This is a genomic window from Cryobacterium sp. GrIS_2_6 (genome assembly GCF_035984545.1).
Classification (GTDB): Bacteria; Actinomycetota; Actinomycetes; order Actinomycetales; family Microbacteriaceae; genus Cryobacterium.
Genome location: NZ_JAXCHP010000001.1, coordinates 345,527 through 366,139, shown reverse-complemented (window position 1 = coordinate 366,139; position 20,613 = coordinate 345,527). Strand labels below are relative to the sequence as shown.

Here is a 20,613-nt window from a genome sequence, read left to right as displayed (position 1 = left end):
AAACTCAAAAAGTCCGTCGAATTGGTTCGGGGCGCTCGATGTCAAGCTGTGTGGAGTCACGTGGGCTAGCTTTTGACAGTTTCCTTGGGGATGTTGATTCCAACGGTGCCGGCTGGTGCGGGTGTAGTCGGCCGCGAGTGGAATCGTTCCGGGTGGTTCTGGTGGTAGGTCTGCAGTGCCATGTCGCGGATGCGGTGGGCCTGCTTCCAGGAGCCGTCGTGGACTTGCTGGGGCGTGAATAACGCGATGCCGGAATGCTTGTGGGTCGTGTTGTACCAAGGCACGTACTCGGCCAGGTGGTCGCGGGCGGCCTGAAGACTCTCGAACGTTCCGGGGTAGTTGGGCCGGTACTTCATTGTGCGAAATTCAGACTCGGAGAACGGGTTGTCGTTGGACACATAGGGCCGGTTGTGGGTTTTAGTCACCTTGTGCTCGGCGAGGAGATCGGCCAGAGCGCCCGAACGCATCGCGGGCCCGGAATCGGCGTGCACGAACTTGGGGGTGCCGTATTGGTCGAACGCGCTCTGGAACATCTCCACGGCGAGGTGGTCGCTCTCGCGTTCCTCGACCCGCCAGCCGACGATCGTGCGCGAGTAGATATCGATGATGGAATACGCCTTGAACGTTGTGCCCCGCCACGGGCAGCGGAGGTCGGTGATGTCCCAGGACCACACCTGCCCAGGCCCGGTCGCTACCAGCACCGGCTTCTGGCGGGGTGTTCGAGACCCACGCCCGGTGGGCACGACGGGGCGGGTGCTCTGATCGGTGAGGTCGGCGGCGATCCGCCACCAGGACCGGCGCCCGGCGAGCATCACACCCTGGTCCCAGACGCTCGCAAAGGTGTGATCGACGGAATGCCCCGCCGTCCACCCCGTCGTGATCTGTTCCGCGATCACCTTCCGATCCGTCGTGGGGATCCGGGACAAGTACGCGCGGTCTTTCTGCGCGATGGGTTCGGGCACCCGGGCGCGGGGCTTCTGCCGGTACTGCCACGTTGAGCGGGCCACGCCCGCGAGGACCAAAGCGCGGCGTTGCGACCCCGTTAAACGCGTCAGGTCACCGACGAGCGTGTTCTCGAGCTTCAGGAACCGGACGGATCGGATGTCGTCGGGGTGGGTGCGGGCTCTTCCTCGCTCATCGCGTGCAAGAGCCCGATAGCTTTTCCCAGCGTGTTGTTCGTGTCCTCCAACTCGCGCACCCGCGCGCTCAGTTTCGCAACCTCAGCCGCGTGCGCCGCGCGCTCAGCGGCCCGTGATTTCTCCAGCGCCGTGCGCTTACGAGGGGGAACAGTCATAGCCCTACCCTCTCGCGGAACCAGACCCCGGTCCAGATCACCGCCATACACCGCGGCGCTCCACCGCGTCAGCATCGCATGCGAGACCGGCTGTCCCGCTAACCAGGCACCTTTCTGACCATGCGGTTGCCGGTGATACTCATGAACAAACTCGCGGATCTCCACCACAGTGAACCCTGGACTAATCGACATTCCTCTGACTCCTACTGATCGTGAACTGACTCACAACCAGCTTGACGCAGAGGGGGGGCGGGTTACTCCGCGGCGGCGGTGGCGAGCGCCGGGTAGTCCGTGTAGCCGGCGGCTGTGCTGCCGTAGAGGGTCTGCGGGTCGAGGGCGTTGAGCGGCAGGTCGTCGCGCCAGCGGTGCACGAGGTCGGGGTTGGCGATGACGGCGCGCCCCACGACGACGGCGTCGGCAACGTCATCGGCCAGGATCGCAATGGCCTCGGCCCGGGTCGTGACGGTGCCGAAGCCGGTGTTGATCAGGAGCGGTCCGCCGAAGGGCGCGCGCAGTCCCTGGATCAGGTCGCCGGTCGGGTCCTTGTGCAGCACGCTGAGGTAGGCGAGGCCGAGCGGGGCGAGTCCGTCCACGAGGGCGGTGTAAGTCGCGAGCGTCTCAGCGGCATCCGTCTCGAGCACGTCCTGGATGTTGTGCTCCGGAGAGATGCGGATCCCGACCCGGCCGCCGCCGATCGCGGCGGCAACAGCGGTCGCGACCTCGATCACGAAGCGGGCGCGGTTCGCGGGCGAACCACCGTGGGCATCCGTGCGCTGGTTCGATGCCGGTGACAGGAACTCGTGCAGGAGGTAGCCGTTGGCACTGTGGATCTCGACGCCGTCGAGCCCTGCTGCGATGGCGTTCTGCGACGCCCGCACGAATTCCGCGACGATTCCGGGGAGTTCGGCCTCGGTCAGCGCGTGCGGAACGGGGTATGGCTTCTTGCCCTCCGGGGTGTGCGTCTCGCCCTCGATCGCGATCGCGCTCGGCGCGACGACGTCGAAGCCGCCGTTGACGAGGTCGTGCGAGACCCGGCCGGCGTGCATGACCTGGGCGACGATGAGGCCGCCGGCCTCATGCACGGCCGACGCGACGGAACGCCAGCCGTCGACCTGCTCGGCGGTGACGAGTCCCGGCTGGCCGGTGTAGCCCTGTCCGGCGTGGCTCGGGTAGACCCCCTCCGACACGATCAGGCCGAGGGACGCGCGCTGGCGATAGTGCTCGATGACCATCGGTCCGGGGATGCCGTCGAGGCCCGCCCGGGTTCGGGTCAGCGGCGCCATCACGAGTCGGTTCGGCAGGTGCAGGTCGCCGAGGGTCAGCGGGGAGAACAGGGTCACAGTCGCTCTTTTCGTAGTTCGGAAGTTCCGCCGGGCGCGGCCAAACCGGCCGGCGCAGGGAAACGCAGGGTGCCCTGCAGACAACGGGCCCGGGCACGGTCCTATTCCACACGCGGTCCACACCGTCTTCCGCCGCCGGGACACCGACGCCTGGCCGGGCCGGGCTGCGAGCGGTCTCGACCTGTTCCACGTCGGCAAACCGATCGCCCCGCGGTGACGAACACCAGACATGACCATCCTGGTGACACGAGCTTCCAACCGAAAGGCGGCGCCCGCCTCGCCGACGACTCTCGAGCCGACCGGTAAGAACGTGACCGAAACGCGGCGAGATGGGTATTGCCCGTTCCCGCTCTCGACCGACGCACGGGCCTTCGGCCTCACCACGAGTTCGATGCGCCTCGGCTCCGGTACGCATGCCGTGCGGCACGGCCGCCGCACAGGCAGCGACACGGCGACGGTTCTGCTGCACGGGGCTGCCGGCTCCTGGACGACGTGGACCCCGCTCCTTTCGGCGGCGACGAACGGCGGTTCGACGGGCTCGACGGGACGCGTTCCGTCCGGCGCACTCGCCCTGACCGACCTGATCATTCCCGACCTGCCCGGCTGGGGCGACAGCGAACCAGCGGATTCCTCCGGCCGGCACTCCATCCGGCCTGCCCAGGGCATCACAACCGTCGCGGCCTCGATCGCCGAAACTGTCCGTGCACTCGGCTACGAGCGCTGGCACGTCGTCGGGCACTCGCTCGGCGGATTCCTCGCCCTCGAACTGGCCGCACTCGAACCTGCCGCAACCGTGTCGGTCTCCCTCGTCTCTGCGACGACGTTCTCGGTGGTCGACAGCGTGCGGCATCCGCTCACCAGGTTCACCCTGTTGCCCGGGTACACGGCCCTGCTCGGCGTCATGCGCGCCCTCGCGGTCGCCGAGCCAGCCGGCCGCGGCCTTGTGCGCTGGCTCAACAGGGTGGGTGCGTTGCGCGGGCTCACCGCGCCGCTGTTCAGCCGGGTCGACGCCGTACCCGCGAGCGTGATCTCGGCTCTCGCGACGGACGTCCGCCCGCGGGCGTTCGCCGAGGCATCCGCCCTCGCCGGAGCCCATGACCCGGAACGGTCCTGGGCCCGCATCACTTGCCCGGTGCGCGCGATTCAGGGCGATGCGGACATCTTCGTCGCCGATTCGGACCGCGCCCGGCTCGCCGCCGTCATTCCCGGGTTCGTCTCGCGAACGATCACGGGCACAGGTCACTTCGCCCACATCGAGAAGCCCTTCGCCGCCCTCGAAGCCCTCGAAGCCCTCAAAGCCCTGAGCAGCCTCCGAGAGAGTGCACTTTCGGCCCTTAAACCGATGGCGGTTTAAGGGCCGAAAACGCACTCTCACGGGCACGACGGGGCGGAGCCGGGACGTAAGCGATCAGTTGTGTGGGATGCCGATCGTGAGGCCGCCGTCGATGACGAACTCTGCGCCGGTCGAGTAGCTCGACTCGTCGCTCGCGAGGTACAGCACCAGGCTCGAGACTTCCTCGGGCTTTGCGCCACGGCGCAACGGGATCTCAACCATGTCGACGTCCAGGGACTTCGTCATGGCCGTCTCGATGAAGCCCGGGTGGATCGAGTTCACGCGGATGCCGAGGGGCGCCACGTCGAGGGCGACCGACTTCGTGATGCCACGCACGCCGAACTTCGACGCGACGTAGGCGTGCAGGCCCGCACTGCCGAGGAGGCCCTCGACCGATGAGACGTTGATGATCGAGCCGCCACCGCGGCGTGAGAGCGCAGGAATGGCCGCTCGCATGCCGAGAAAGGTCCCCGTCAGGTTGATCTCGATGGTGCGGGTCCAGACGTCGATCGGGAAGCTCTCGATCGGCGCGGCGCTCGCGATTCCGGCGTTGTTGACGAGAATATCCAGCCCGCTGAAGGTTTCCACGGCGAACAGGACAGCGGCAGACCAGTCGTCTGCGTCGGTGACGTTGAGGTGCACGTAGCGCGCGGACGGGCCGAGCTCGGTCGCCATGGCCTCGCCCTCGGTGTCGAGGAGGTCTCCGATGACCACCTGCGCTCCCTCGGCGATCAGCCGACGCGCGTGGGATGCTCCCATTCCGCGGGCACCGCCACTGATCAGTGCCACTTTGCCTTGAACGCGACCCATGATGGCCACCTTTCTCTTCGGGCTCAATGAATCTGTACTTTACTCAAAAATGAGCGTACTCCGTTATGTTGGAATCAGCTGATTGAATCTACGATTGAGAAAACCCGGGTGCGCTGTGCCCCGAACGAAGCCGACCCAGAGTGAGGACTGCCGTGCGCGCACCAAATGAAGGCCGGATACCCGTCGCTGGTGCCGCCGCTGGTGCCGCCGCCGACACTGCCGCCGATACCGTCGCTCCCGGGCGCCGCGAACGCAACAAGCGTGACAAGCAGAGCCGCATCCTCGCGGCCGCCGAGAGTCTCTTCGCCGAGCGCGGCTACGCGCTCGTCACGACCCAGGACATCGCCGATCGCGCGGATGTCGCGGCGGGGACGCTCTTCCGGTACGCGACCTCGAAGCCCGAACTCCTCCTGATGGTCTTCAACAACGAGTGGCGCAGGGCCCTGACCGGAACCCGGCACGATCCAACGAAAGCGGACGCATCCCTCGCCCCGACGGACGCGATCATGGCCGTCCTCCTCCCCCTGCTGACCTCCGCCGCGCGCCACCCGGAGAACACCGCCTACTACCAGCGCGAGATCCTGTGCGGCGAGCCCACCGGCGCGTATCGCATCGAGGCACTCGAACTCGCCGACGGGCTCGAGGCCATCATCGCGACCGTACTCAGCGGATACGGAAGAAACGCCCCGGACGGATCGGAACGGCTCCGGCCCGGCGTCGACCCTTCGCTTGCGGCCCGGAGCGTCTTCTCGCTTCTGAACCTCGCCCTGATCCGGTGCGGGCTGGGACGGGAGCCGATGGAGAGCCTGCCGAACTCACTCCGGGCCGAGATCGACCTCGTGGTTCACGGCATCGTAGATGCAGGTGCCGGCCGCGACCGCCGCGGCCTGACGATTCCCTTGTATTGACCGGGAATTACGACCACACTTACAGTGCGAGCCCAGCGGATGCCCCATAAGGGCGGTCTGTTGTTCGCGCGAGAGTTCACCGACTGAAAGCGGCGCCCCATGGGTTCGTTGACGTATGACCGGGTCACCGTCGAATTCGACGACCGGATCCTCGCGCACCTGCAAATCGTCATCGTGCAGAAGTTACGCCGCGGCGAGAGTTTCCTGTTGTCCTGGCGGAATGCCGCAGAGGCCGGAGACGGTCGCAGTTCCGCCTGGCTGCACCCGGCCATCCCGCTGTACTTCAAGTTCTCCGGCGGCCAGCCGCCGACCATCAATCCGCTGTGGCTCGCCCAGCTCACCCGCTCGGCGAACAGCTCCCAGGGACTCGTCGCCACGGGAGAGGAGCGGGCGATGTCCGAGCAGGACCACGTGATGCGCAAGGAACCCGGTTTCCGTTCCCGGGCGGCAGCGGTCTCCCAGGACACGATCGCAGCCGAGGGCTGAGGCTCCCCCGTTCCCGGCGGCTAGACCTCGACGACCCCGAAGCGCCGAAGCCGGAGTGCCGGATTGACCGCACGCACCTGCCCGAGGCGAGCCGAGGTGAGCCAGGCGAGGCCGACATCCGTCGTCTCGCCGATTGTGACCAGTTCGACCCCCATCGGGTCGACGATCATGCTCGTGCCGACACCGATGGGCGGGGCGTGGTCGGCGGCGGCGACATAAACAGTGTTCTCGATCGCGCGCGCGGTCAGGAGGGTGCGCCACTGCTGCTCCTTGAGCGGGCCCCGCACCCATTCGGCGGGCACGAGCACGAGCTCGGCACCCGCGTCGACGAGCCGCCGGGTGACCTCGGGAAAGCGGATGTCGTAGCAGGTCTGCAACCCCACCCGCAGCCCTCCGACCGAGAAGGTCTGCGGCGGCTCGATCGCGCCGGGCAGCACCCAGTCGGATTCGCGCTCGCCGAAAGCATCGTAGAGGTGCAACTTGCGGTAGCGGGCGAGGAGGCCAAGCGTCGGCCCGACCGCGACGAGGGTGTTGAAGAATCGTCCGGCACCGGCGGCCTCCTCGAGCATGCCAGCGACGATGACGAGGCCCAGGCCTTCGGCGAGCGCCATGAGCGCCGTCACGAACGGCCCGTCGATCGGCTCGGCGGCCGCGACGAACGCGGGCCCGAGAGTGGGCTCGAAGAACGCGGAATACTCGGGGAACACGACGAGCTGCGCGCCGCGGGCGGCCGCGATGCTTGCCAGGCGGGTGACCTCGGCGAGGTTCGCCTCCCGGTCGGCGCCGGGAACGAACTGGGCGACGGCTACACCGACGGCAGTCGGGTCGACAGGCACCGTCCGGGCGGGCGCTGGCGTGGCAGGCGGGGTTTCGACCATGGCGTCAGCCTAGCCACGAGGGCGGCGCGATTGGAGCGGAACCTTCACACTGGTCACGATCCGCACCGGGAACGTGCCAGCATGAAGAGGTAGCGGCGTACGAGCAAAAGGGGCGGGCATGACGAAGATCCTGGTCGTGGAAGACGATGAACAAATGGGCGCGCTGATCGAACGCGGACTCGAGGCAGAGGGCTACGAGATCGTCAGGGTCGGGAACGGGATGGATGCCCTGATCGCGATCAACAACAACGAATTCGACCTTGCAGCCATCGACGTCATGTTGCCGCAGATGACCGGGTTCGAGATCTGCCGGCGCATCCGCGACTCCGGCAACACCATGCCGGTCCTGCTCCTGACCGCCAGGGACACCGTCGACGACCGGGTCTTCGGGCTCGACAGCGGCGCGGACGACTACCTCACCAAGCCCTTCGCCTTCCTCGAGCTCACCGCCCGGGTGCGCGCCCTGCTCAGACGCCAGTCGATGGCAACGCCCCTGAGCCTCGAGCTCGGCAACCTCGCCATCGATTCCCGGGACCTCAAGGTGACCGTGGCCGGCCGGTCCGTCTCGATGAGCCCCAAGGAAGTCGCGCTGCTCCGTCTCCTCTGCAGCCGGGCAGGGACGACCGTCGACCGCACGACGATCCTCGAAGAGATCTGGAACGGCACCGAACACATCGACCCGAACATCGTCGACCAGTACATCAGCTACCTGCGGCGCAAGATCGACTCTGCGGCGGCCGGGATGCGGATCGTGACCGTGCGCGGCTCAGGGTACGCCGTGGAACTCGTCGAATGAGCGGAGCACGTCCATGAGGTTACCCGGGCTGTCGATCCGGGCCCGCATCACCGTCGGCAGTCTCGTGATCGCCGCTGTCCTTTTCAGCGGTGCCGCGGTGTTCTTCCGCGGCGAGGTCCAGGCGATCCTGATCGAGACGACGACGACACTGCTGCACAGCGACGCGGCCCCGATCGTGACAGACCTGATCCGCAACCCGACCGAACCCATCGACGGCCCGAGCGAGGGCCAGCTCATCGCGATCGTCGGTCCGGACGGCCAGATCTCCAAGTCCTCGCTGCCGATGGCGCTGCGGAAACGAGTGAGTGTACTCGCGACGATCGGCGAGACGCCGCAGACGATCGACGCGGGCAACGCCCGGTACCTTGTCGCCGCGACGACGGCCGTGACCAACCAGGGCAACTGGGTCGTCATCACGGCGCGGAACGAGGAGGCGCTCGGTCTGCTGCTGGACGAACTGGGCCGGGTGCTCATCATGGGCACCGTGCTGCTGACCGTGGGTTTCGGCCTCGCCTCGTGGCTGCTCACCGGCGCGGCCCTCCGCCCTGTGAACCGGCTGCGCAAGGAGGCGGAGAGCCTGAGCACCACCGGGTCCTCCGCGCAACTGCTCGTCCCGGCAGGCCGGGACGAGGTCAGCCGCCTCGCAGTCACGCTCAATGATTTCATCTCCCGGCTGCGCCGCAGTCTCGACAGGGAGAAGCAGGTGGTGTCGGATGCGAGCCACGAGTTGCGCACTCCCCTCGCCGTGCTCAAGGCGCAGCTCGAGCTCGCGCATCTCAATTCCGGCGACGCTCCCGCCCTGGAGGCGGATATCGACGACGCCTCCCGCACCGTGGACCGCCTCTCCCGGCTTGCGACGAACCTGCTGGAACTGTCCAAGCTCGAGAGCCAGCAGGCCCCGCCGGAGTGCGGCTGGGAAAACCTGATCGCCGAGATCTCGGCCTCGGTCGACCGCGCCAGGGTGGTTCGGAACGGGGAGGATCTCGACGTCGACTACGAGATCGAGGGCGAGGACCCGACCGGCCGCTATGCGATCTCGGTGACCAACGTCGGGCAGCTCATCGACAATCTCATCTCGAACGCCATCAACGCCATGGGCGGCCGCGGCGCCGTGACCGTCACGCTCCGCAGCCTTCCTGAGTGTGCCATGCTGAGCGTCGTGGACACGGGGCCCGGCATGCCGGAATCCTTCATCCCGGTGGCCTTCGACCGGTTCTCCCGGCCGGAACAGTCCCGCGCGAGCGGATCGATCGGGTCGGGGCTCGGCCTCGCGATCGTGCACGCCATCGTGACGCGGGCGCAGGGAACCATCAGCCTGCGCAACACGGGGACGGGCCTGGCCATCGACATCCGCCTGCCGCGCAGCGCCCGCACCGGACAGGGCCCGCGGGCCTGACGACAGCGCCAAACTGAGAGCCTTCGCAGGTGCCCGCCACCGGGTCGTCGGGAAACCCCCGACCGGGTGGCATAACGTAATGGGGTGACTTATCTGCCCGTGACCCATGATCCAGAGCTGCGCCCGCAGCGGCGATCCTGGCCCACCCACCGGCAGCTGGCCCCGCTGTACGTCGGTGTTCTCGGCCTGCTGATCTCCGCCGCGGCGTCGTGGAACCCGTCCTATTGGGGCGATGAAGCCGCGAGCGTGATGTCCGCGGAGCGTTCGTTGCCCTCCCTGTTCCGGATGCTCGGCACGATCGATGCCGTTCATGGCACCTACTACCTGATGCTGCACTTCTGGATCGACCTCTTCGGTGCCTCCGAGTTCTCCACCAGGCTCCCGAGCGCGATTGCGATCGGTGTCGCGACGGCGGGAACGTTCGTCCTCGCCCGGATGCTGACCGGGGCCAGGGTCGCCTGGATCGCAGCCCTCGTCTTCGCGGTACTCCCCCGGGTGACGTACATGGGCGCAGAGGCGCGGTCGACTGCGCTCGCGACGGCTATCGCCGTGTGGCTCGTCGTGCTGCTCGTGCACCTGGTGCGCGCAGGGACGGCGAGCCGGTCGACCCAAAGCTGGCTCTGGATCGGCTTCACCGCGCTCTTCGCCCTCGGAATCTATGTCTTCCTCTACGTCGCGCTTCTGGTCCCCGTACTCGGGATCGCGGTGTTCCTGCTCGCGCCCGATCGGGCCCGGCGACGCGGACAGCTGATCGCCTGGTCGGGCGCGACCGTCGTCGGCCTCGCCATCGCTTCCCCGGTCCTGCTCGCGGGCGTCAGCCAGAAGGACCAGCTCTCGTTCATCGGGCGGCGGGCCCAGACGGGCGTCCTCGACGCGGCCGTCAACCAGTGGTTCGGCAACGTGCCCGCGGCGGTCATCGCCTGGGCGCTGATCCTGCTCGCGGTCATTCTCGCCTGGTTCGGCCGCGGAAGGGTGCCCACCCTCGAGCGGAACAGGGCTGCGTTGGGCGTGATGCTCGCCTGGATGCTCGTGCCGAGTGCGGCGCTGCTGATCGGCACGCATATCGTCACGCCGATGTACTCGCTACGGTACCTCTCCATCTGCACGCCGGCCGCCGCGATCGCGCTCGGGATCGCCGTAGCCTGGATCAGGCCCCGCTGGGCCGGGATCGCGGCGCTCGTACTGCTCGTCGCCGCCGTGGTACCGGGTTACGTCGACCAGCGCGGCCCGTACGCCAAGAACGCCGGGAGCGACTGGCGCCAGGCCGCGTCCGTCGTCAAGGCCGGTGCGCACCCCGGCGACGCGATCGTGTTCGACGAGAGCGTGCGGCCCTCACGGAAGCCGCGGCTCGCGCTGCACCTGTACCCGGCATCCTTCACCGGGCTGCGCGACGTGACCCTCGACACGGCCTATGGGGACACCGGATCCCTCTGGGACACCACCCGGCCGCTCACGAGCGTCCTGGATTCACTCGCGGGCACCGATACGGTATGGCTGGTGCAGTATTCGGGCAGCAGTGAAGAAAAAGCGGGCACCGACCTGCACACGCTGCAAGACCTGGGATTTTCCGTCGCCTCAACGGCCACGGTCGTACACACAACAATCACCGAACTGACAAGGTAGTTTTCATGGCACAGACACTGGTCATCATCCCGACCTACAACGAACGCGAGAACATCAATCCGATCGTGGCCAGGGTGCGCGCGAGCGTCCCGAACGCGGACATCCTCGTCGTCGACGACGCCTCCCCCGATGGCACCGGCCAGCTCGCCGATGCCATCGCCACAGCGGACTCCCAGGTGCACGTCCTGCACCGCACGAAGAAGAACGGCCTCGGAGCGGCCTACCTCGAGGCCTTCGGCTGGGGCCTGTCCCGCGGCTACGACGAGCTCGTGCAGCTCGACTCGGACGGTTCGCACCAGCCTGAGCAGCTCCCCGACCTGCTGGCGGCGGCGAAGACCGCCGACGTCGTGATGGGATCGCGCTGGGTTCCGGGCGGAGCCGTGCAGAACTGGCCGTGGCACCGCCGCGCGCTGTCCCGCGGTGGATCGACATACTCCCGCCTCGTGCTCCGGCTCCGCCAGCACGACGTCACAGGCGGCTACCGCGTCTACACGGCGCATGCGCTCGAACGCATGGACCTCGCGAGCGTCGAGAGCCTGGGCTATTGCTTCCAGATCGACATGCTGCTCACGAGCGTGCGGGCCGGCCTGACCGTCGTCGAAGTGCCGATCACCTTCGTCGAGCGTGTGCTCGGCTCATCCAAGATGAGCGGAAGCATCGTCGTCGAAGCGATGGCCCGCGTCACCCTGTGGGGCCTCACGGGCAAGGGCGCCCGTCGTTCCGTCGTGGCCGCTGCCAAAAACTGAGCCGCAGGGGGCGACTTCGGGTCAGAATGACTATATGATGGGTTCACCCAGTTAGAGTCATACTGACCTTTACCCAGTGGATGCCCCCATGAGCGCTCAAGCCACTGTCGCACTCGCCGTGTCGACCGTGATCTTCGCCCTGCGCTCCGACGCGGAATCCGACTTCAAGACGCTGTGGCTCCCCCTGGTCCGCCGCACCAGGGACCCATACCTCGACCAGTGGGCGTTGCCTGGCGGCGGGCTGCCCGGCGACGAGGAACTCGCGGCGGCCGCCGCCCGAACCCTGCGCGAGACGACCGGCCTCGCGCCCAGGTACCTCGAGCAGCTCTATACCTTCGGCGATCCCGGCCGCTCCGCCGGCGGCCGCGTGGTGTCCGTCGTCTACTGGGCCCTCGTCGAGTCCGGTGAGGCCGACCTCGCCGTCGTCGGCGACAACGTGCGCTGGTTCCCCGCAGACCGCCTGCCGCGGCTCGCCTTCGACCACAACCGGATCGTCGAGTACGCCCTCTGGCGGCTGCGGACCAAGGTCGAGTATTCCCGGATCGCCCACGCCTTCCTCGGCGAGACCTTTACGCTCTCCCAGTTGCGCGACGTGCACGAGGCAGTGCTGCAGAAGTCCCTCGACCCGGCCAATTTCCGTCGCACGATCGAGGCATCCGGTTCCATCGTCGACACCGGCGAACGCGTCGCAGGCACCCGGCACCGTCCGCCCCGTCTCTACCGATACAACGATTCCGGACGACAGGGCGAACCGGATCCTTTCGGGCCAGAACCCGCGCCCGCCGCCATCCCCACCACGAACTGAATCACCGTGTACAACGCTTTTTGTGAAAATCGAGGAGTTACAGCATGACCATCGCATCGGTCGACCGCACCATTCGCCTGATCAGCACGGGCACCGCGCCCGGAAGCACCTGCAGCCCGCAGCTGGCCGCAGGCCCCTGGGAATTCGACTCCGGCACCCCCGGCTACGGCCCAGGGTCCTCGATGGGCGATGTCCTCCCGACAGGGTCACCGCGCCAGGGCGCCCTGCCCGAGCGCTACCGGACCGCCTCCGCAGAGGAACTCGACGCGCGCATCCGCTCGGCCAGGGCCACCCTCGGCGACCGGGTCGTGATTCTCGGGCACTTCTACCAGCGCTCGGAGGTCCTCGAGCACGCCGACTTCGTCGGTGACTCCTTCCAGCTCGCGCAGGCGACGAAGAGCCGCCCCGACGCCGAGGCGATCGTCTTCTGCGGCGTGCACTTCATGGCCGAGACCGCAGACCTCCTCTCCGGGCCCGACCAGGCGGTCATCCTGCCCAACCTCGCCGCCGGCTGTTCGATGGCGGACATGGCCGACATCGACTCGGTCACCGACTGCTGGGAACAGCTCGAAGAACTCTACGGAACCGAGGCGGACGCCTCCGGCCGGGTCCCGGTGATCCCTGTCACCTATATGAATTCCTCGGCGGCCCTCAAAGCGTTCTGCGGCGCCAACGGCGGCATCGTCTGCACCTCCTCGAACGCCGAGACCGTGCTGAAGTGGGCATTCGAACGCGGCCAGCGGGTGCTCTTCTTCCCCGACCAGCACCTCGGCCGCAACACAGCGAAGGCGATGGGCATCCCGCTCGAGCGGATGCCGATGTGGAACCCGCGCAAGCTACTCGGCGGCAGCACCGGGACCGAACTCGAGGCGGCCCAGGTCATCCTGTGGCACGGATTCTGCAGTGTGCACAAGCGCTTCACCGTCGACCAGATCACCAGCGCCCGTGCAGAGCACCCCAGGGTGCGTGTCATCGTGCACCCGGAGTGCCCGATGGCGGTCGTCGACGCCGCCGACGAATACGGCTCCACCGACTACATCAAGAAGGCCATCGAGGCCGCCCCTGCCGGGTCGACGTTCGCGATCGGCACCGAGATCAACCTCGTGCAGCGCCTCGCGGCCGAGCACCCCGAGCACACCATCTTCTGCCTCGACCCCGTCGTCTGCCCGTGCTCAACGATGTACCGCATCCACTCCGGCTATCTCGCCTGGGTGCTGGAAGCCCTCGTCGGCGATGCCGGGCAGCCGCCCGGCGTGCTCAACCGCATCGAGGTCCCCGCGACCGACGCGACGAACGCCCGGGTCGCCCTCGAGCGGATGCTTGCCGCGCGTCCTCCCGTCGGGGCGCCGACGACCGGTACGCCGGCCGGCGCACCGGTGAGCGGAGCACGCGCGTGACGCCCGCAGCACCGATCGCACCCGTCGCACCGTCGCTCCGGATCCTCGTGATCGGGAGCGGCCTCGCCGGACTGATCGCCGCGGTGCGCGCGACCGACGCGGGTCATTCCGTCACCCTGGTCACCAAGCAGGGACTCCCGGACAGCAACACCCGCTACGCCCAGGGCGGCATCGCCGCAGCCATGTTCCCCGACGACTCGGTGGACCTGCACATCCTCGACACCCTTCGCGCCGGGGCAGGCCTCTGCGACCCGGCGGCCGTCGAGGTGCTTTGCGGCGAAGGACCGGCCAGGGTCCGCGACCTGATCCGCTTCGGCGTCGACTTCGACAGGGACGACTCCGGCGTCACCCGCGGGCTGGAGGCCGCCCACTCCCGCTCCCGGGTGCTGCACGCCGGCGGGGACGCGACCGGCGCCGCGATCGAAGCCGCACTCGTTTCGACCGTCCGCGAACGGGCCGCCCGCTCGGAGCAGACTCCGGGGATCCCGCGCGTCCAGATCCGCGAGCACACCATGCTCGTCGACCTCCTGGTCGCGGGCGACCGGGTGACCGGCGCCTCCCTCCTCGGGCCGGACGGGCTCGTGCACCGGGTCGACGCCGACGCGGTGATCCTCGCCACCGGCGGGGCGGGCTCGCTCTTCCCGCACACCACCAATCCGGCGCTCGCGACCGGCGACGGCGTCGCAGCGGCCTGGCGCGCCGGCGCGGCGATCGCCGACCTCGAGTTCTACCAGTTCCACCCGACCGCCCTCGCGGTGCCCGGAACCCCGCTCGTCTCCGAGGCGGTTCGCGGCGAGGGCGCCGTGCTCCTGAACGCTCGTGGCGAGCGCTTCATGCTCGCCATCCACCCCGGAGCCGAACTCGCCCCCCGCGACATCGTCGCCCGCAGCATCGCCCGCGAAATGTCCGCCCAGGGCGGAACACCTGTGCTCCTCGACGCGACCGGCCTCGGCAGGGAACTCCTCGAAACCCGCTTCCCCACGATCACGGCCGCGTGCCTCGCCGCCGGGATCGACTGGGCCGTCGAGCCCATCCCCGTCGCACCCGCGGCCCACTACTGGATGGGTGGCGTCAGCACCGACCTGTGGGGCCGCACCTCACTGCCCGGCCTCTACGCCGTCGGCGAGACCGCAAGAACCGGGACACACGGCGCCAACCGCCTCGCCTCGAACTCCCTGTTGGAGGCCGCGGTCTTCGCCGACCGCGCCGTGCGTGCCCTCGGCACCGGCCAGGTCGACGCCGACGGCAGGCGCCTCCCGTCGGTGCCGGCCTCCAGCGGCACGGCCGACGCGACCGTTCCCGCCAGGGCCGTCGACGGACCCGGCGCGCATGTCGACCGCGCCGAGCTCCAGCGCCTGATGTGGGACGCGGCCGGTGTGCTGCGCGACGGTGACGGGCTCGCCGCGGCATCCGCTGCCCTCGCCGGCTGGAAGCACCCGGCACCCGCCGGTCAGGACGCGACCCCGGCAGACCGGGTGCGCGCCGTCGAAGACGCCAACCTGCTCGACCTGGCGAGGGTCGCCGTGGCCTCCGCGTTCGCCCGCGAGGAATCCCGGGGCGCGCACTACCGCGCCGATTTCCCCGAGAGCCAGCCGGAGCTGGCCCACAGCCAGGAGTGGGTGCGACCCGCCGATTCCGACGATCCGTTCCTCGTCCTCGAATCCCCTGAACGCACCAGAGAGGTCGAGGAGGCCATCGCATGCTGAGCACCACCGCCATCGAAACCGTGGTGCGCGCGGCACTCGACGAGGACGCCCCCTGGGGCGACCTGACCTCCGAGGTGCTCATCCCCGCCGACGCCACGGCGACCGCGAGGCTCGTCGCCCGCGAACACGGCGTCTTCAGCGGCGGCGCCGTCTTCGAATCCGCCTTCCGGCTCACCGACCCCGCCATCACGGTCACGCTGCTCACAACCGACGGCGCCCCCTTTGCGACCGGCGACGTGCTCGCAGAAGTCACCGGCCCCGCCAGGGGCATCCTCCAGGCAGAACGCATCGGCCTGAACTTCGTGCAGCGGATGAGCGGCATAGCGACGCTCACTGCCCGGTACGTCGCCGAGACCGCCGGCACCCGCGCCCGCATCGTCGACACCCGCAAGACCACGCCGGGGCTGCGGGCCTTCGAACGCACCGCCGTCCGCGACGGCGGCGGCCACAACCACCGCTTCAGCCTCTCCGACGCGGTGATGGCAAAGGACAACCATCTCGCCGTCCTGCAGTCCGGCGGCCTGGGCCTCACCGAGGCGCTCTTGCTCGTGCGCGACCGGATCTCCCACACCACCCACCTCGAGGTCGAAGTGGACCGTATCGACCAGATCGAAGCCGTGCTCGCGGCCCGCGTCGACACGATCATGCTTGACAACTTCGACCCCGATCGGCTCGCGGAAGGCGTGCGCCTGGTCGCAGGACGCGCCATCGTCGAAGCGAGCGGCGGCGTGAACCTCGACACAGTCCGGGCCATCGCGTTATCCGGAGTCGACGTCATCTCCGTCGGTGCGCTCACCCACAGCGTGCGCTCCCTCGACCTCGGCCTCGACGTCGTCGTGCTCGCCGGCACCGAACTCGACGGCGCCGTCCGGAACTGACCGCCGACCGCTGACCGCTGACCGCTGACCACCAGCATCCACCCAAGGAGCCCGGAGTGATCTACCTCGACAACGCAGCGACGACGCCCGTGCGCCGCGAAGTCCTCGAGGCGATCTGGCCGTTGCTCACCACCGGCTTCGGCAATCCCTCGAGCCACCACCGGGTCGGCGAGGCCGCGGCGGCCACCCTCGCCGACGCGCGCGCGACGGTCGCCGCCGTTCTCGGCTGCCGACCCGCCGAGGTGCTGTTCACGAGCGGCGGCACCGAGTCCGACAACCTCGCGATCAAGGGCATCGCCCTCGCCGCGCCGCGCGGCCGGCATCTGATCATTTCGGCGATCGAGCACGAAGCGGTCCTCGAATCCTGCGACTACCTGCACCGGTTGCACGGCTTCGACGTGACCCTGCTGCCGGTGGATGCCCAGGGTCTCGTCGATCCGGCAGAGCTCGCCCGCGCGCTCACCCCCGCCACCACCCTCGTCTCGGTGCAGTACGCCAGCAACGAAGTCGGCACCGTGCAGCCGATCAAAGATCTGTCAGCGCTCGCCAGCGCCCAGGGCGTCCCGTTCCACACCGACGCCGTCCAGGCCGCCGGCTGGCTGCCACTGTCCGTCGCCGGCCTCGGAGTGGATGCACTCAGCATCTCCGGCCACAAGCTCGGGGCGCCCCAGGGAACGGGGGCACTCTTCCTGCGCCGCCGGGTGCCGCTCGAACCCGTCCAGCATGGCGGCGGCCAGGAGCGCGGCAACCGGAGCGGCACCGAGAACGTCGCCGGAGCCGTCGCCCTCGCGACAGCGTTGCGGCTCGCCGAGATCGAACGCGCATCGAATGTTCCCCGGGTCGCGGCCCTCCGCGACACCTTCATCGCAGAAGTTCTCGGCGCAGCACCGGGCGCACGCCTCACCGGGCATCCGCTGCAGCGCCTGCCGGGAACAGCGTCTTTCGTGTTCCCCGGCACGAGCGGGGAGGCTGTGCTGCTCGAGCTGGAGGGACACGGGATCGTCTGCTCGAGCGGCTCGGCGTGCGCGGCGGGCAGCGACGAACCCTCCCCCACCCTCACTGCCATGGGGCTTCCCGCGGAGGTCGCCCAGACCGCAGTCCGGTTCACCCTTGCCTCGTCGACGACCGGAGCAGAGCTCTCCGAAACGGCCCGCGCCGCCGGTCTCGCTGTCGCGACAATCCGAGGTCTCGGCCGACACTGAATCGGGCGGTGGAATCTGCGGAATTTCTACGAATCGTAGAAATCGACCAGCTGATCACGTCGGATGAGAAACAGACGGCTAATCAGCCAAAATGCTTAATTGAAACGTCCCAATGACAGCACCGTGCCCATCGTTAAAGATGCGTCCCTTGGCGCGGGGTCGTAAGCTTGCCTAAAGAGGCGAAAAGCCCAAGTTGGGCCGCCGAAGAGGGGCACCATGACCATTACGGACAAACCAGTCACTGAGTCACTTGCTAGCCAAATCGACTCACTCGTTCAGGGAGCACAGCAGGCGCTCACCGAATACGCTGACTTCACCCAAGAGCAGATCGACCACATCGTAAAAAAGGCCTCCGTCGCGGCCCTCAGCAAACATGCTGAGCTCGCCGTCCACGCAGTAGCCGAAACCGGTCGTGGCGTATTCGAGGACAAGGCCGTGAAGAACCTGTTCGCGTGCGAGCACGTCACGAACTCGATGCAGAATCTTAAGACCGTCGGCATTATCAGCCGCGACGCCATTACCGGAATTACAGAAATCGCCGAGCCGGTCGGTGTTATCGCAGGTATCACCCCGGTGACCAACCCCACCTCGACTGCAATCTTCAAATCCCTTATCGCCATTAAGACCCGCAACCCGATCATCTTCGGCTTCCACCCGGGAGCCCAGCAGTCTTCTGTCGCAGCTGCCCGCATTGTGCGCGACGCGGCGATCGCCGCCGGCGCCCCCAAGAACTGCGTGCAGTGGATCGAAGTTCCCTCCCTCGAGGCGAGCACGCTCCTGATGAACCACCCCGGTGTTGCGACCATCCTCGCGACCGGTGGCAACGCCATGGTCCGCGCCGCGTATTCCTGCGGCAAGCCGGCCCTCGGCGTCGGTGCGGGAAACGTGCCGGCATTCATCGAGAAGAGCGCCAAGCTCAAGCGTGCCGTCAACGACGTCGTGCTCTCGAAGTCCTTCGACTACGGCATGATCTGCGCTTCCGAGCAGGCCGTCATCATTGAAGAGCCGCTCTATGCAGAGGCCCTCGTCGAATTCAAGAAGCTGCACGCGTACCTCGTGACCCCGGCGGAGAAGACCCTCCTCGAAGAGTTCATCTTCGGTGTGCAGGCCCACTCGGAGAACTGTGGTGGCGCCAAGCTGAACGCTTCCGTCGTCGGCAAGTCGCCGGTGTGGATCGCACAGCAGGCCGGCTTCACCGTTCCCGAAGACACCTCGATCATCATGGTCGAGGTCGGCAGCGTCGGACCGCAGGAACCGATGACGCGCGAAAAGCTCGCCCCGGTGCTCGCCGTCCTGCACGCCAAGGACGCAGAAGAGGGCATCACGCTCTCCGAGCAGATGGTGGAATTCGACGGACTCGGCCACTCCGGCTCGATCCACAGCGAGAACCCGGCGATCATCGAGGAATTCGGTATCCGCGTCAAGGCTGTCCGGATCATCACTAACGCCCCGAGCTCGCTCGGTGGCATCGGTGACATCTACAACGCCTTCATCCCCTCGCTGACGCTCGGCTGTGGCTCGTACGGACACAACTCCGTTTCGAACAACGTGTCGGCCATCAACCTCATCAACATCAAGCGGATCGGTCGAAGGAACAACAACTTGCAGTGGTTCAAGGTCCCCGCAAAGACGTACTTCGAGCCGAACGCCATCCGCTACCTGGCGGACATGCGCCACGTCGAACGTGTCACCATCGTCACCGATGCGACCATGACGAAGCTCGGCTTCGTTGACAAGATCCTCGACGTGCTCAACCGCCGCGAAAACCGCGTGTCCCTCCAGATCATCGACAATGTGCTCCCCGAGCCGACCGTCGCCGCGGTCAAGAAGGGTGCAGAGGAAATGCGGGCCTTCAAGCCCGACACGATCATCGCCCTCGGTGGCGGTTCGCCCATGGACGCCGCGAAGGTCATGTGGCTCCTGTACGAACACCCCGAAATCGAATTCGCCGACATGAAGGAAAAGTTCTTCGACGTGCGCAAGCGCGCGTTCAAGTTCCCCGACCTCGGCGAACTGGCCCAGCTCGTCTGCATCCCGACCACCTCGGGTACCGGTTCGGAAATGACGCCGTTCGCGGTCATCACCGATGAGGTCTCCGGAGTCAAGTACCCGCTCGCGGACTACGCACTCCTGCCAAACGTCGCGATCATCGACCCCGCGCTCACCGCCGCAATGCCGTCATTCCTCGTCGCCGACTCCGGCTTCGACGCTCTGACGCACGCGACAGAGGCCTACGTATCGGTCTACGCGAACGACTTCACCGACGGCATGTGCCTGCACGCGATCAAGCTGATCTTCGAGAACATCGAGACCTCGGTCAACGGCACGCAGAACAGCACCGACGACAAGGTCATCAAGGCGCGCGAGAAGATGCACAACGCATCCTCGATCGCCGGCATGGCGTTCGGTAACGCGTTCCTCGGAATTTGTCACGCGATGGCTCACGTCACCGGCGCGCAGATGCACCTCATCCACGGACGAGTGAACGCAACCTACCTGCCGCACGTGATCCGCTACAACGGCAAGATCCCGACCAAGCTGACCAGCTGGCCCAAGTACGAGACCTACATCGCTCCCGAGCGGTTCCAGCAGATCGCGAAGCACCTGGGGCTGCCGGCCTCGACTCCTGAAGAGGGCATCGAGTCGTACGCGACCGCCGTTGAGAAGCTGCGAGACGCCGTGCACATCAAGCCGTCGTTCCAGGCCCAGGGTGTCGTGGAGGAAGACTTCATCGGTCGCCTCGACTCGCTCGCCATGGGTGCATACGGCGACCAGTGCGCACCGGCCAACCCGCGGATGCCGATGCTCGCCGACATGAAGACCATCATGGAAGCCGCGTACTACGGCACCTCGTTCGAAGAGGTTCGTGCCGGTCGTTCGGCCGCAGCGGCCGCCGCCGAGTCCAACACGGACGCCAAGAAGCCGGCCCGCAAGGCAGGCAAGTAGGTCGTCACCTGCTGAACCAGTACTGATCAGTTGGGCCCCGCACTTCGGTGCGGGGCCCTTCGTGTGTAC

18 protein-coding genes are annotated in these 20,613 nt (G+C 67.6%); 13 read left to right on the top strand and 5 right to left on the bottom strand.

Annotated elements, in window-relative coordinates; genetic code table 11:
• Positions 1-65: 65 nt before the first annotated feature.
• From RCH22_RS01655 to RCH22_RS01645, 3 genes are all read right to left on the bottom strand, one after another.
• The gene (locus RCH22_RS01655; protein WP_327012585.1) at positions 66-1,007 is read right to left on the bottom strand and encodes a DDE-type integrase/transposase/recombinase; all 942 of its coding nucleotides are present in this window, start codon (positions 1,005-1,007) and stop codon (positions 66-68) included.
• A gap of 74 nt (positions 1,008-1,081) precedes the next feature.
• The gene (locus RCH22_RS01650) at positions 1,082-1,294 is read right to left on the bottom strand and encodes a hypothetical protein (RefSeq protein ID WP_327012584.1); all 213 of its coding nucleotides are present in this window, start codon (positions 1,292-1,294) and stop codon (positions 1,082-1,084) included.
• 254 nt (positions 1,295-1,548) lie between these two features.
• On the bottom strand, positions 1,549-2,634 hold the full coding sequence (locus tag RCH22_RS01645; protein WP_327012583.1) for an alkene reductase: 1,086 nt from the start codon (positions 2,632-2,634) through the stop codon (positions 1,549-1,551).
• Positions 2,635-2,863: 229 nt separating this feature from the next.
• On the opposite strand from RCH22_RS01645, the gene RCH22_RS01640 reads away from it, so the two are divergent.
• Positions 2,864-3,988 carry an alpha/beta hydrolase gene (locus RCH22_RS01640; protein WP_327012582.1) on the top strand — a complete coding sequence of 375 codons (1,125 nt, stop codon included), beginning with the start codon at positions 2,864-2,866 and terminating at the stop codon, positions 3,986-3,988.
• 54 nt (positions 3,989-4,042) lie between these two features.
• Here the strand turns inward: RCH22_RS01640 and RCH22_RS01635 are convergent, their stop codons facing one another.
• Positions 4,043-4,777, bottom strand: coding sequence for a glucose 1-dehydrogenase (locus tag RCH22_RS01635; RefSeq protein ID WP_327012581.1), 735 nt, complete (start codon positions 4,775-4,777; stop codon positions 4,043-4,045).
• Between the two features lie 152 nt (positions 4,778-4,929).
• Between RCH22_RS01635 and RCH22_RS01630 the strand changes: the two genes are divergently transcribed.
• A complete protein-coding gene (locus tag RCH22_RS01630; protein ID WP_327012580.1) occupies positions 4,930-5,685 on the top strand; it encodes a helix-turn-helix domain-containing protein in 756 nt (251 codons plus the stop codon).
• Positions 5,686-5,784: 99 nt separating this feature from the next.
• A complete protein-coding gene (locus tag RCH22_RS01625) occupies positions 5,785-6,171 on the top strand; it encodes an ATP-dependent DNA ligase (protein ID WP_327012579.1) in 387 nt (128 codons plus the stop codon).
• A 20-nt stretch (positions 6,172-6,191) separates the two neighbouring features.
• Here RCH22_RS01625 and RCH22_RS01620 read toward each other — a convergent pair whose 3' ends face one another.
• A complete protein-coding gene (locus RCH22_RS01620) occupies positions 6,192-7,049 on the bottom strand; it encodes a carbon-nitrogen hydrolase family protein (protein ID WP_327012578.1) in 858 nt (285 codons plus the stop codon).
• A 118-nt stretch (positions 7,050-7,167) separates the two neighbouring features.
• Here RCH22_RS01620 and RCH22_RS01615 point away from each other — a divergent pair, with 118 nt between their 5' ends.
• The 10 genes from RCH22_RS01615 (at position 7,168) to adhE (ending at position 20,544) form a co-directional block, all read left to right on the top strand.
• Positions 7,168-7,845 (top strand): response regulator transcription factor, encoded by a 678-nt coding sequence (locus RCH22_RS01615; protein ID WP_134445835.1) that lies wholly within the window; start codon positions 7,168-7,170, stop codon positions 7,843-7,845.
• Between the two features lie 13 nt (positions 7,846-7,858).
• Positions 7,859-9,241 (top strand): HAMP domain-containing sensor histidine kinase, encoded by a 1,383-nt coding sequence (locus RCH22_RS01610; RefSeq protein WP_327012577.1) that lies wholly within the window; start codon positions 7,859-7,861, stop codon positions 9,239-9,241.
• 84 nt (positions 9,242-9,325) lie between these two features.
• Complete coding sequence (locus tag RCH22_RS01605; protein ID WP_327012576.1) at positions 9,326-10,864, top strand: glycosyltransferase family 39 protein; 1,539 nt, start codon at positions 9,326-9,328, stop codon at positions 10,862-10,864.
• A 5-nt stretch (positions 10,865-10,869) separates the two neighbouring features.
• Positions 10,870-11,610: a polyprenol monophosphomannose synthase gene (locus tag RCH22_RS01600; RefSeq protein WP_327012575.1), complete on the top strand. Its 741-nt coding sequence runs from the start codon at positions 10,870-10,872 to the stop codon at positions 11,608-11,610.
• A gap of 88 nt (positions 11,611-11,698) precedes the next feature.
• Positions 11,699-12,415, top strand: coding sequence for an NUDIX domain-containing protein (locus RCH22_RS01595; protein ID WP_327012574.1), 717 nt, complete (start codon positions 11,699-11,701; stop codon positions 12,413-12,415).
• A 44-nt stretch (positions 12,416-12,459) separates the two neighbouring features.
• On the top strand, positions 12,460-13,812 hold the full coding sequence (gene nadA / locus RCH22_RS01590) for a quinolinate synthase NadA (protein ID WP_327012573.1): 1,353 nt from the start codon (positions 12,460-12,462) through the stop codon (positions 13,810-13,812).
• Positions 13,809-15,518 carry an L-aspartate oxidase gene (gene nadB / locus RCH22_RS01585; protein ID WP_327012572.1) on the top strand — a complete coding sequence of 570 codons (1,710 nt, stop codon included), beginning with the start codon at positions 13,809-13,811 and terminating at the stop codon, positions 15,516-15,518. Before nadA ends, nadB begins: the two co-directional genes overlap by 4 nt.
• Entirely contained in the window at positions 15,512-16,396 is an 885-nt protein-coding gene (gene nadC / locus RCH22_RS01580) for a carboxylating nicotinate-nucleotide diphosphorylase (RefSeq protein ID WP_327012571.1), read from the top strand. Before nadB ends, nadC begins: the two co-directional genes overlap by 7 nt.
• Before the next feature lie 56 nt (positions 16,397-16,452).
• Positions 16,453-17,598: a cysteine desulfurase family protein gene (locus RCH22_RS01575; protein WP_327012570.1), complete on the top strand. Its 1,146-nt coding sequence runs from the start codon at positions 16,453-16,455 to the stop codon at positions 17,596-17,598.
• A gap of 216 nt (positions 17,599-17,814) precedes the next feature.
• Positions 17,815-20,544: a bifunctional acetaldehyde-CoA/alcohol dehydrogenase gene (gene adhE, locus RCH22_RS01570; RefSeq protein ID WP_134445843.1), complete on the top strand. Its 2,730-nt coding sequence runs from the start codon at positions 17,815-17,817 to the stop codon at positions 20,542-20,544.
• The last annotated feature ends 69 nt before the right edge of the window (positions 20,545-20,613 follow it).

Excerpts from the sequence above, each read along its gene's own strand:
- RCH22_RS01650 (WP_327012584.1), bottom strand. The coding sequence starts at position 1,294 with ATGACTGTTCCCCCTCGTAAGCGCACGGCGCTGGAGAAATCACGGGCC.
- RCH22_RS01640 (WP_327012582.1), top strand. The coding sequence starts at position 2,864 with ATGACCATCCTGGTGACACGAGCTTCCAACCGAAAGGCGGCGCCCGCC.
- RCH22_RS01635 (WP_327012581.1), bottom strand. The coding sequence starts at position 4,777 with ATGGGTCGCGTTCAAGGCAAAGTGGCACTGATCAGTGGCGGTGCCCGC.
- RCH22_RS01625 (WP_327012579.1), top strand. The coding sequence starts at position 5,785 with ATGGGTTCGTTGACGTATGACCGGGTCACCGTCGAATTCGACGACCGG.
- RCH22_RS01620 (WP_327012578.1), bottom strand. The coding sequence starts at position 7,049 with ATGGTCGAAACCCCGCCTGCCACGCCAGCGCCCGCCCGGACGGTGCCT.
- RCH22_RS01615 (WP_134445835.1), top strand. The coding sequence starts at position 7,168 with ATGACGAAGATCCTGGTCGTGGAAGACGATGAACAAATGGGCGCGCTG.
- RCH22_RS01610 (WP_327012577.1), top strand. The coding sequence starts at position 7,859 with ATGAGGTTACCCGGGCTGTCGATCCGGGCCCGCATCACCGTCGGCAGT.
- RCH22_RS01600 (WP_327012575.1), top strand. The coding sequence starts at position 10,870 with ATGGCACAGACACTGGTCATCATCCCGACCTACAACGAACGCGAGAAC.
- RCH22_RS01595 (WP_327012574.1), top strand. The coding sequence starts at position 11,699 with ATGAGCGCTCAAGCCACTGTCGCACTCGCCGTGTCGACCGTGATCTTC.
- nadA (WP_327012573.1), top strand. The coding sequence starts at position 12,460 with ATGACCATCGCATCGGTCGACCGCACCATTCGCCTGATCAGCACGGGC.
- nadC (WP_327012571.1), top strand. The coding sequence starts at position 15,512 with ATGCTGAGCACCACCGCCATCGAAACCGTGGTGCGCGCGGCACTCGAC.
- adhE (WP_134445843.1), top strand. The coding sequence starts at position 17,815 with ATGACCATTACGGACAAACCAGTCACTGAGTCACTTGCTAGCCAAATC.